General features: G+C 67.9%; 8 protein-coding genes and 1 pseudogene. 6 read left to right on the forward strand and 3 right to left on the reverse strand.

All coding sequences use genetic code 11. The features are described 5' to 3' along the window. Positions 1-853 precede the first annotated feature (853 nt). From AB0C02_RS13290 to AB0C02_RS13305, 4 genes are all read left to right on the forward strand, one after another. Positions 854-1,570: a thioredoxin domain-containing protein gene (locus AB0C02_RS13290; protein ID WP_357547727.1), complete on the forward strand. Its 717-nt coding sequence runs from the start codon at positions 854-856 to the stop codon at positions 1,568-1,570. A gap of 3 nt (positions 1,571-1,573) precedes the next feature. Then, entirely contained in the window at positions 1,574-2,428 is an 855-nt protein-coding gene (locus AB0C02_RS13295; protein WP_357547728.1) for a cytochrome c biogenesis protein CcdA, read from the forward strand. A 127-nt stretch (positions 2,429-2,555) separates the two neighbouring features. After that, positions 2,556-3,218: a GntR family transcriptional regulator gene (locus AB0C02_RS13300; protein ID WP_357547729.1), complete on the forward strand. Its 663-nt coding sequence runs from the start codon at positions 2,556-2,558 to the stop codon at positions 3,216-3,218. 62 nt (positions 3,219-3,280) lie between these two features. Continuing rightward, complete coding sequence (locus AB0C02_RS13305) at positions 3,281-3,796, forward strand: hypothetical protein (RefSeq protein WP_357547730.1); 516 nt, start codon at positions 3,281-3,283, stop codon at positions 3,794-3,796. 268 nt (positions 3,797-4,064) lie between these two features. Here AB0C02_RS13305 and AB0C02_RS13310 read toward each other — a convergent pair whose 3' ends face one another. From AB0C02_RS13310 to AB0C02_RS13320, 3 genes are read right to left on the reverse strand one after another with little or no spacing between them, the layout of a single operon-like run. After that, a complete protein-coding gene (locus AB0C02_RS13310; RefSeq protein ID WP_357547731.1) occupies positions 4,065-4,739 on the reverse strand; it encodes a DUF6308 family protein in 675 nt (224 codons plus the stop codon). A 13-nt stretch (positions 4,740-4,752) separates the two neighbouring features. Beyond that, a complete protein-coding gene (locus AB0C02_RS13315; RefSeq protein ID WP_357547732.1) occupies positions 4,753-6,909 on the reverse strand; it encodes a UvrD-helicase domain-containing protein in 2,157 nt (718 codons plus the stop codon). Between the two features lie 35 nt (positions 6,910-6,944). Then, the gene (locus tag AB0C02_RS13320; protein ID WP_357547733.1) at positions 6,945-9,488 is read right to left on the reverse strand and encodes a DUF262 domain-containing protein; all 2,544 of its coding nucleotides are present in this window, start codon (positions 9,486-9,488) and stop codon (positions 6,945-6,947) included. A gap of 435 nt (positions 9,489-9,923) precedes the next feature. On the opposite strand from AB0C02_RS13320, the gene AB0C02_RS13325 reads away from it, so the two are divergent. Continuing rightward, the gene (locus AB0C02_RS13325) at positions 9,924-11,675 is read left to right on the forward strand and encodes a S8 family serine peptidase (RefSeq protein WP_357547734.1); all 1,752 of its coding nucleotides are present in this window, start codon (positions 9,924-9,926) and stop codon (positions 11,673-11,675) included. An 89-nt stretch (positions 11,676-11,764) separates the two neighbouring features. Then, positions 11,765-11,857: pseudogene (locus tag AB0C02_RS13330) on the forward strand (IS5/IS1182 family transposase); the annotation flags it as partial.

Consider the following 11,857-nt stretch of genomic DNA (forward strand, 5'->3'; position numbering starts at 1 on the left):
GAAGTCATGCCCAGCAAAAACCATCAGCTGCCGACACGACGTACATAGGTGCTTCGCGTCGTTCCACCCGTACTTGTGGCTACGACGACACGGCACGCACACGTAGTGGACCTTGTAGGTGATCTCGCCGTACCGGCACATGTCCGCATGCTAGACCTCGGCGGCGGATGCGGCAGATGTTTTCGCGTCGCTGCGTCATTTCTGGACACGATGGCGGCGTGCTGCTGCTGCAGAAGCGGGCAGACCGCATGCGTAACTTTCCCGGACTGCTCGACGTCTGCGCCCGGCGCGCTCGTCGGGCTGCCGGTCGCGGCGGGCATGGACCTCTTCATCGGAAGTGGCAGGTACAAGCCCCCGGCCGTGACGCTCGATGACCTCACCGCCCCTGAGCCGGCCAGACAACCAGACCACGGGCAGGCGGAGCAACCCGCGAAAGGCGCAAAGGCCACCAGAGTGACCGGTTGCCCTGTCGGGCTTCCTGACAGCGGTTGGCCCCACAGACCGCACAGCGACCCGCGCTGACCGCGTACTGCGAATCGGCAGGCAGTGCGTGCTGCCCCGTATCGTGTCAGCTGCCGAGCGGACCGTACGGGCGAGGGCCGTAGCGGTCGTTCAGGTCCCGGGTTGCTGCGGCGTTGAGCCGCATCCTGTGGACGGTACCGCGGCCCGCAACACCCGCCACTGGGCAGGGTGCAGGTCCTGCGCCTCATCGACCACCCCTCCGGACACCACGCGACCGACGCCTGCCATCAGGAGGGCATCGGGATCGCCCAATATTGCTGACTGACCCCGGAGCGCCGTTGTATGCATCATGTATCCTACGTTGGTGAAGAGATTCAGCCAGGCGGTGCGGGTGTGGTTCGCGGAGCGTCGCCGGTCCCGGCGCCTCACGGTCGCGCTCGTCGCGTTCGTCGTCTTTCTCAGTGTGGTGGTGACGGCTCAGCTCACACCCGGCCGGAGCCCGGTCACCGCCCCGCCAACGGCTGATAGCGCGAACGGCGCGCGGGATGCCGGTGATTTCATGCTGGTACGTCGCGATCCGAACGATCCGATGGCGGTCGGCGACGTGGATGCGCCGGTGGTCCTGGTCCAGTGGACCGACATGCGGTGCCCGTACTGCGCGGTGTTCAACCGGGAGACGCTGCCCGTGCTGCTGCGGGAGTACGTGCAGACGGGCAAGGTTCGTCTCGAGGTTCATGACGTGGCGTATTTCGGAGAACAGTCCACGGATGGCGCCGTCGCCGCGCGCGCCGCCGGCAACCAGGGCAAGTTCTTCGCGTACCTCAGCGCGGTGTACAAGGATGTCCCCGCCGGCGTACACCCTGATCTGCCCCGTGAGCGACTGATCGCCTACGCGCGCAAGGCTGGTGTTACCGACATCGAACGGTTTACCGCGGACCTGACCGACGCCGACCTGCGCGCAGCGGCGCAGGCCAGCCACGCCACGGCCGAACAACTGGGCATCACCAGCGTCCCCTTCTTCGTCGTCGGTGACAGCGCGCTGGCCGGAGCGCAGCCGATCGAGGTGTTCCGCACGTACCTGGACGACGCGATCGCGAAGGCGCGGTAGCCCGTGGAACTGGGACTGCTCGGCGCGTTGCTCGGGGGCGTGTTGACCCTGCTCAGCCCCTGCTCCGTGATGCTGCTACCCGCCTTCTTCTCCTATGCGTTCGCCAGCCCTGCCACGCTGGTCAACCGCACCGGTGTGTTCTACCTGGGGCTGATCACCACCCTCGTGCCCCTGGGAGTGCTCGCCGGCACGCTGGGCGCGTTCGTCAACCAGCACCGTGACATGTTCGTCACCGTCGCGGCCACCGTGGTGATCGTGCTCGGGCTGATCATGCTGGCCAACATCCCGATCCCGGGCCTTTCCCGCAGCGGATTGGAGGGAACCTCCTCAGCATCCGTCTACGCCCTCGGCACGATCTACGGCCTCGCCGGCGTCTGCGCCGGCCCCCTGCTTGGTGCGGTACTGACCGTCGCCGCCGTCGGCGGCAACGCCTTCTACGGCGGCATCGTCTTGCTCGTCTTCGCCGCCGGCATGGCCCTTCCCCTGCTCGTCCTGGCCCTGTTGTGGGGACGGCTGCCGTTCGTACGCCAGCTCGTCCGCCCGCGCGGAATCAGCGTGGGGCGATGGCGAAACACCTGGACCGGGATCACCAGCGGCACGCTCACCGTCTTGATCGGAATCCTGCTCCTGGCCACCGACGGCACCACCTCGCTGGGCGGCCTCCTCGCCGCCTCCGACCAGGCCAGGCTGGAAAACTGGGTGCGGCAAAAAACCGAATCGGTACCCGACTTTCTCGTAGCCGCGATCGTGATTGGCGGTGCCATCGGCGCACGGATCCTCATCCGTATCTGGCGGAAGCGTCACGCGGCTGCTGCGCCGCCACACCGGGTCGAAGCCGGCGAATCGCCCCGCCCATGATAGGGGGACGCCATCCTTGAGGATCCAAGCATCTGCGAGGGGCTGCCGTCGGCGCACACGCGCCAGATGCATACTTGTTGTATGGGTGGCCGGGTCTGGCGGTGACATTTGGTGAATGGGAGCGTCGTTGGCAATCAGCGCGAGTGCAGCCGAACGCGCCTACCAGGCGATCCGCCATGGCATCCTCAACGGCGTTTACCCGACGGGCACGATGCTCGGCGAGGAGGTCCTGGCCGCCGAGATCGGTGTCAGCCGCACTCCGGTACGGACCGCGCTCGCTCGGTTGCAGGACGAGGGTTGGATCGTCATCTACCCCAAGCGTGGCGCGCTCGTTCAGGGGCTCAGCGAGCGGGCGGTGACAGACCTGGCGGATGCCCGCCTGATCCTGGAGTCCACCGCGGCCAGCCGGGCCAGTGCCGAGGTCAGGGAGGTGCTCGCCGAGCGCTTGTGCCGGTTGATCGCGGCACAGCGTGAGGCGTTCCAGGCCGATGACGTGCGGCGTTTCATCGAGTTGACGATCGAGTTCCACCGCATCTTCGTGGAAGCGGCAGGCAACGACGTCCTGCTCGAGCTCAACGATCGGCTGGCCGACCGGCAGCGTTTCCTGCTGTTCAGCTACGGCGACCGGCTCCTCGCCCGGTGCACCGACATCATCGTCGAGCATGAGACGCTCGCCGAGCGGCTGCGTACCGGTGATGGCGCTGGGTTCGCTGATGCTCTGCGCAGACATCTGGTCGACACCTACGGCACCCAGCTCGGCGAGCCTCCAGCGATAAGGGGACGACGCTGACGCTGGTCGGCCTGACCGTGCTGCCGGAGTACGCGCTGCTGCCCCTGTTACCCTACGTGCCCGTGATGGAGATCAACAGCACAGGCGTCGTCGATGAGTTGTACGCCAGCGTCGAGGCCGCCACCGTGGACACTCCGTATCGGATGTGCCGGACGAAGCGGGGATTCGACCTGATCGTGGACGTCAACGTCCCACAGTGGCGGGTGCTGCTGACCCGTCGCCGGATCACCCAGGTGCACACCTACCGCGTCGCGCTGCGCCCCGAGCAGAAGGTTTTCACGATGACGGATGTCGTCCGCACCGTCGAGTACGAGGCGGGCCTGGGCGGGTTGCGGCTGGGGAAGACGGTATCCGTCGGCCGGAGCGTGTCCGTCGTTTCGCACCGGGCCTTGGACGGCTCCGATCAGTACACCTTCTCGTCTGCAGAGGGCCACCGCCTGATCCGGGGTGCGGCCGGGGAGCTGGGCTGGCGGGAGGCTCAGCCCGCCAGCGTGAAGGTTGCCATGGGCTTCGCGATCATCGGCGGGCTCGGCGCCATCGCCGCGGTGATCGCCCTCGCGATCGTTAACTGGCTATGACGTAGGTCAGGGCCCCGAGTTGCCGCGCCGCGACGCGTACCGGTACGGCAGCCGCCGACGCCCGTGCGGCTCGGCGGTCCGGGCCGCGATGGCGCGAGTTCGCCCGGCCGTGGACGGCTTCGCCGCAGTTGGCACAGACGCGTTCAGCGGCCCGGTCGGCTCTTCCCACTTGGCTTGTCATTCGTCTTCGGCGGCACGATCCCGGGTAGCGGTCCGGTCCGCACCGGCCGCGATGGCCTCTTCACTCCCCACAGTTTGTTGTCTGAGGTCAGGGCATCCGCAGCCCGGGGCACGCGTTACCGCCATGGCCGTCTCGGTGCCGTATCCAGAACACGACGTCGAGGACGCGCAGTCGGCTGACCGCCTCCGGCAGGACGCCCTTCGCGTGCAGGGCGTCGAGACGCTGCGCCAGGACGTCGCCATCCTGCCGGAGCTTGCCGTGCAGCCACTTCCAAAAGCCGGTCCCGGTGCCGAGGGCGCAGGACACCACGCGGTCGTAGACCGGGATCAGCTTCGGACGCTTGCGGGCAAGAAGCTTGCCGGCGATAACGCAGTCGATACCGGTCGCCTGGCGCAGCAAATGCCAGGCACGGTCGGCGGGACCGTCCTCGACGATCAGCGGTCGTGCCGCGTCGGTGCCCAGATCGATGCCGGTCGGGATTTTGCCGAGTTCCGCTGCGATGTACCTGCCGCGCCGGCCCTGCAACAGGTCAAGCGCCGTCCGCGGAGTCACCCTCACGCTGAGCAGTTCCACCGCGATCAGGCCCTCGGCGGTGATGGTGTTCGCAACCTCGGGGCGGCAACCGCCGCCGCCGAGTCGTTCGAAATGCCCACCCGTGAATGCCGCATCGCCACTGGCAAGGAAGTAGCGCTGAAGGTCGGGTACTGAGCGAGGATCATCCAGCACGGCCAGGATCTCGGCGAGGTTCAGGGGCTGGGTCATGCTTCTCCTTGGATCAGCTGGGCTGGCTGCCGGAGACGAACGACAGGAACGGGCTTGGCTCGCCGCTCCACGACGCGTACAGCGCTTCTCGGGCGCGGGTGCTGGCGACGAAGAGCAGGCAGCGCTCCCTGAGCAGGTCGCTGTCGTGCTGGACCTGATCGACCTCGCTCGGCGTGACCTCCTTGGCGAAGGGAACGGCCTTGGCCGTGACCCCCACCACCGCGACGCAGCGGAACTCCAGGCCCTTCATCGCGTGCATCGTGGCGAGCCGCACCCCTTCGACGTCCGCACCCGGCTGGTCCCGCACCCGCACGGCCGGGATGCCGGCACCGGCCAACTCGTCGTACACCGTGTTGAGCGTCGTGTTGAACCGCGCGCAGACCGCGACCTCGCTCGGCCCGACGCCCTGCTCCAGCCACTCGCCCACCTGCTTGACGAGCGCCGCGACCTCGGCCTGCGGCGTCGGGTGCCCCTGCGCCTGCGGTCGCTTGCCGTGCAGCAGCGACCGGTAGCCGGTGAGGCTGTCCTCGCCGTCGCCGCCGAGGTCGCCGACTCGCGAGCCGAGGAGCACCCGGGTGGACCAGGAGAGGATCTCCTCGGTGCTGCGGTAGTTGATGCGCAGCCGGCTGCTGCGCCCGGTGACGGAGATGCCGAGGGCGCTGAGCGACACCCGCGAGTCGTAGATGCGCTGGTGCGGGTCGCCGGTGATGAACAGATCGTCCGGGCCGGGCGCCACCGAGGCCCGCAACACCCGCCACTGTGCCGGGTGCAGGTCCTGCGCCTCGTCGACCACGACGTGGTCGTACCCGTGGACGGTGAGGTCGGCGTCGGCGAGCAGCTGCGCCGCTCGGGCGCAGATCTGCAGGTGGGTAGCGGTGGTGGCCGCGGACAGCTCGGCCTGGAACATTTCGACGGCGTCCCAGAGCCGGTCGCGCTGCCGCGTGCCCAGTGCCGACCCCCTGCCGCGCCGGCTGGCCGCGCGATAGGCATCCCGGCTGGGTATGTCTTGGGCGAGGATGACGTGCCGGAACTCCTGGGCCAGGAACTGCTCGGTCCAGGGCAGGGTCAGCTTGCGGCACACCCGTCGCCAGACCTGCCGCTCGTCGGCGTCTCCGATCGGGGTCGGCACTCGGCCGGCGAGGGTGCGTATGGTGCGGTTGGCGAAGGCGTTCACCGTGGTCACCTCCACCCGCGCCAGCTGCTTCTCGTCGTCGAGGAGTAGCGCCAGGTGCTCCCGAAGGGTCGCGGCCAGGGCGTTGGTGTACGTGGTGAGCAGCACCCGAGCATCGGGCGTACGGGAGAGCAGGTGCTTGACCCGGTGCAACGCCGCCACCGTCTTCCCGGTGCCCGGCCCGCCGGTCACCTGTGCCGGCCCCTGGTAGGAGACCCGGTACGCGACCCGCCGCTGCGACGGGTGCAGGAACACCCGCCAGGCGGCGAACGGTTTGTCCAGGATCTCGGCGAGTTCGTCGGGCCGGGCGACCAGGGTGATGCGGTTGGTGGTGTTCGCGATCGCCATCGCCAGGCTCTCGCTCGGCTCGGGCGTAGCGTCGGCCGGCCGACGCTCGGCGACGAGGTCACGGTAGACCTCGTCGGGTGAGAAGCCCTCGGCGAGATACTGCAACACCTCGAACTGGTCCTCCGGCAGCAGCGTGCCGAACGCCTCCAGTTGCGGCTTGTCGATAATCGTGCGGACCGCCCGTAGCACCTGGTCGTCGATGCCGAGGTGCCGCAGCACGGTGTCCGAGTGGCGGGCGAAGAGCAGCGTCGGCGCCTGCGCCGCCGCCTTCTCCAGCGCCGGCGTGAGCTGCTCAATGGCGACTGCGTTGCGGACCTCCAGGGCTCGCGTCGCCGTGTTGACGGTGTAGAGCCGCTTCGCGGCCCAGGTGTACGCGTCGTCGTGCGGCACGACGTTGAGCAGCAGGAAGGTGTCGCTGCCGTCGTCGGGTGCGAGGACCACACCGCGCCAGAAGTCGTTGATCCGGATGGTCCGCATCCGCGGGTCCCGGGCGTTGTGCACCGACTCCAGGTGCAGGCCCTTGTCGGCGTGCAGCTCGGCGACGGTGAGCTGTTGGAACTTCTCCATCGCCTTGCGTACGCCGGCCTTGACCGGCTTTTCCAGGACGTCGTAGCTCTGCCAGAACGTGTTGGCGAAGGCGAGCTGGGGCACGGGGCGACCTTCCGGGGGTGGGGGGATGGCGGAGGCTAGTCCATGGCGAGGGTGTCCCCTGCGAGCGTCTGCGCCTGGTCGTGGAACCAGCGCAGGTGGTCGAGCAGTGCCTCCCGGGCGTCGGCATCGGCGAGGACCGTCAGGGGGAAGCCCGGACGAAGAGCGATCTTCGCGGGGGCGATGTCCACGCCCGGCAACTGGTTCAACCGCTGGCGCAACTCCTCCCGCAGGGTGACGTCGTCGAACGGCGTACGGACGCTCAGGTGCTGGAACACCACCTCGAACTTTCCGCTCGGGTAGATCGCCGCCGGCCAGATGTCCCCGAGTTCGTGCCGCCTGCCGCGCGCCATCAGGAAGCAGGAGGATTCCCCGCCGGTGCCGTACAGCAGGGTGCCGCCCATCGACGTCCACGCGTCGAGCACGACGTGCACGGCGGTGGCGACCGTCGGCCCCTGGAGGGCGGTGAGCTGCTCGGTGAACCGGGCGGCGTAGTCGACGTCCTGGTCCGACCGGGGTCGCGGCAGCCGCTCGGGCACCTCCTCCGGCGTCACCCCGGCTAGCTGCGCCAACTCCTCGGTGCTGAGGCGCTGCGCCTGGTCGGCCCGGCCGTACTCGTCGAATTTCACGCCCTCGGCGCGCAGCAGGTCGCGCGGGTCGTCCTTACGGTCAGGGTCGGACCACTTGAAGCCGGGCGAGACGGTGCCCTCGACCTGCAAGACTCTGTGTGCGTTCGGGGCCGGATGGCTGGCGAGCCGGGCACCCACCGGCACAGGGTGGCTGCCGATGAGGGCGGCAAGGTCCCCGTACGTGGTCCAGGAGCCGGCGGGCAGCTCGGCGAGGGCTTTGGTCATGACGTCCCATGGCACCTCCGACTGGTCCGCTGCCTGTGCAGTGGGCCCCGGCCAGTTGGCGACGATGCGCTCCGCGAGGACGTCGGCCCGGGCGTGGATCTGCGACCGTCCCCAGCGCTCCTGCGCAGCGATCTCCTGATTGAGCACGATCCCACTCTTGGCAAGCTGGAGGCGCTTGACCGGGAAGGAGTTGTTACTCATCTCGGAGTTGTAACCGGTGAGGGTGAGGTTCCCCAGCGTGTGGACCAGGGCTTCGTGCGCCTCGCGGAAGTTCTCCTCCGGCCCGAGGTCGGCGGCAAGCATCTGCTGCCACTCCGCTGTCGGGGTCTGCGGCAAGACGTGCTCGATGGTCAGGGAATCCAGCGCCACCGGCTCCTTGCTGCCGTACGACTCCTCCAACCACTGGAGAATCAGCTTCTGCTGGTGCCTGCGGCCGTTGAAGTAGTAGGGGACCGACCGCACCGCGGACCGCACGCTGGCGTCATTGGAGTAGTACTTGCGCCCGATCGACAGGTAGCTCCGCACAGCCTGGTCCACCGGCAGGTCCTTGTCCATCTCGGTGACGACGGCAAGCAGGATCCGGTTGAGGTTGTTGGTGGGACGGCCGGTCAGGAGGCGCCGCACGAAGAAGCTCTCCACGTACAGCATCGCCGAGGCGACCTGCTCAGAGGTCGCGCTGCCCTGGTCACACCGGTCGAGCAGGTGCAGCAGGAGCGGGTACACCGTGGTCGTGCCCCAGGCGCCGAGCCGCTCCAGCCGCCGACGTACGCCCGGGTCCTGCTCCTCGGCGGGGTGCAGGATGACCCGGAGCAGCGCGCCGAGGCGGCTGAACCGCTTGACCTCCGCCTCGATCGCCTCCTCGGAGCGCAGCTGGTTCAGCCGGGCCTGCTGGGCCGAGTAGACGTCAGTCTGCTTGACCCGCTGGTCGCGGTGCACCAGGTCGAGCCAGAACAGCAGCTCCAGCTGCTCCGAGGTGAGCCGCTTCTGCAGCGGCAGCCACAGCGACTGGTAGACGGTCTGACCCCGGGTGGGCAGCCGCATGAACAGGTAGTTGCGCAGCAGGTCGGCCTGGGTGAGCTTGAGTCCGGTGTTGTTGAGCGACTCGAAGATGCGATGCACGTTGTCGCCGTGCTGGGCGGTGACGGACACCAACGCGAGGCCGGCGATGACGGCGTTCTCGATGCGCTCGATGTCGAGCGGGTCGTCCGGGTCGTCGGCGGCGGCCAGCTGCGCGACGAAGAACCGGTACGCCGCGCCCACCGGGTCGGCGCCCCCGGCCTCCGGGGTCGAGTCGAGGCAGGCCAGGTAGGCGGCCCGGTCGGCCTGGGTGGGCACCAGCTTCAGCCGCTGCGATTCCGGCTTCCACGGGTTGGTCAGGTACTGCTGGTTGAGCCGCTCGCGATGCATCGGGCCCTCGTGCTGGGCACGGTGGTCGCGGATGGCGCAGAGCAGGATGGTCAGGGTGGTGAGGCGCTGCTGCCCGTCCACCACCAGATACTCCGCGACCCCTGTGGGGCCGTTGTTGGGGCTGGGTGCGAGCACGAGGGAACCGATGAAGTGGGTGGCGTTCGCGTCGTCGACCCGGTCCTCGGCCAGCTTCAGGATGTCGTCCCAGAGCCGGGCGAGTTGCGACTTGGTCCACGAGTATGTGCGCTGGTAGAGCGGCACCTGATACTGCTTCGAGCCCTCCAGCAACTCCTGCAGTGTCGTCTCGCGTGCCGCGACCATGCACCGGCTCCTCGTCTACCTCGGATTTAGGCCCTGAGCCGGCACGATAGCCGGTCCATCGGTGGGCGGAGCAATCCACCATAGGCGGGAAAGGCCAGCATGTCCCTGGTGACTTCGTCGGCTTCCCGACAGGCCCATGGCCGAAGCCCATTCACGGTTCGGCAGGCCCGCCGGTGTGGGCCCGGGCGAACGCGGGCCAGCGCCGCTTCGCCCCGTCAGCGAGATGAGGAAGCCGCGGGCACCCCGTCCTTCAACTCGTCGAGGAGTAGCGCTAATCGGGTTGAAAACAGCTCGCTGGGCAGGTGGAGGGCCAGCCGAGGGTCATCGAGGCTAGCGCAGCACCAGACTGGAGTCAATGGCAGATTCCCGCCACTTGATTTACTAGTTTCAATAGATAGCGTTGTCTGCATTGCAACTTGCAGGAAGGGAATGCAGATGACAACACGGAGCTACCGTTACCGGCTAGCCGCAGTGGGGCTACTGGCGACGGCACTCGCCCTCTCCGCTACGGGCCCCGCTGCGGCCGCGCAGCCTGAGGGTGAAATCGTCCAGGCGGGCGGCCCTACCGCGGTAAAGGACAGCTACATTGTCGTTCTGAAGAAAGACATGGTCACCCGCGCGCAAGTCGCCGACAAGGCGCGGGATATGGCGCGCACGCACGGCGGCAAGGCCGGCTTTGTCTATGACGCGGCACTGCGCGGTTTCGAGGTTTCGCTGAGCCAGTCGGCGGCCCGCCGGCTGGCCGCCAACCCGGCGGTCGACTGGGTGCAGCAGAACCATACTGTGTCGGTGCAGGGAGTCCAGCACAACCCCCCATCCTGGGGGCTGGACCGCATCGACCAGCGCAAGCTTCCGCTTGACTCCGTCTACCATTACCCGAACAAGGCCAGCACCGTAAATGTCTACGTCATCGACAGCGGCATCCGGCTACGCCACACCGATTTCGACAATCGCGCCGTAACGGGGTTTGACGCGATCACGCCGGGTGGCGACGCGAATGACTGCGACGGGCACGGCACGCACGTGGCCGGCACCATCGGCGGCACCAACCACGGAGTGGCCAAAGAAGTCACGCTCCATGCGGTTCGCGTGTTTGACTGCGCGGGCAATGGCACGGTGGCTGGCGTCATCGCCGGTGTCGACTGGGTCACCAAGAAGCACGTCAGCCCGGCCGTGGCCAACATGAGCCTCCGCGTTCTCGGCGGCAGCCTCACGCTCGACACCGCAGTGACCAACTCGATCAACTCCGGCGTCACCTACGTGGTCGCTGCGGGCAACGACTACAGGGAAGCCTGCGACGTCTCGCCGGCGCGGGTGAACGAAGTGATCACCGTCGCGGCCACCACCAACAAGGACGCTCGTCCTTCGTTCTCCAACTATGGCAAGTGCGTGGACATCTTCGCGCCCGGCTCGGACATCACCTCCGCCTGGGCCACCAGCGACACCGCTACCAACACGATCAGCGGCACCTCGATGGCCTCGCCGCACGTCGCCGGGGCCGCCGCGATGCTGTTGCACAGCCACCCGTCCTGGACACCCGCCCAGGTCAAGGATCAGCTGATCAAAGATGCCACCCCAGATGTGGTGACCAACGCGGGCCCCGAGTCGCCGAACCGGCTTCTCTACATCCCAGGGCTGCAGATCAAGTTCGAGATTCCCTTTGTGTTCGTCAGGGACTTTTTGGACAAGGACCCACTCTGGCGGTTGAAGGAATACGTGGACCTCGGATTTGGTCCCATCGTGATCTGCCCTCGCTGCTTCGGGCCAGTGCTCGGAGTCCCGAAGGTGGATCTCCCCCTCGACCGGGAACGGATGCTGTACGGCATGGTCATGGCCGGGATGCAGAACCTCGGTCGCGCCCACACCACCGAAAGCCCTGAAGAAGCCCGCCGCTACCAGGAGGCGGCGCAGGCCAGCTTCCGCAAGGCCGTCGAACTGACTGAAAAGCAGTCCTTGCGGTTCAGCCCCGTCGGCTACTACTCGGACGAGAAGGAAGAAGTCGTCCGGGCCGAGAACCAACCACTGGCCAACCTCGCCAGCCACCTGACGGAGGGACTCGCCGTGCTGCAGGAGGCCAACGCAGGCGGATCACCCGAACTCGTCGACAAGGCCATGCAGCTGCTCAACACCGCCTACGCCGACTTCGTCAACGCCGCCGAACTGGGCGGCCTGAACATCGACCGCTAGCGCCACAGCCGAACTCCCGCCCGACGCCCGGTCTATGCGTCGGGCGGGAGTTCGGTGGACTACACCCACGCGGCGCAGGCCCGGACGGCCAGCACCGATCCCGGTGGCGGCGGCTCGACCCGGGCCGACAGGCACTGCTCGCCCTGGCCCACCTGCGCAACGGTGACACCTACACCCGGCTC

It is taken from the genome of Micromonospora sp. NPDC048999 (assembly GCF_040649295.1).
GTDB lineage: Bacteria > Actinomycetota > Actinomycetes > Mycobacteriales > Micromonosporaceae > Micromonospora.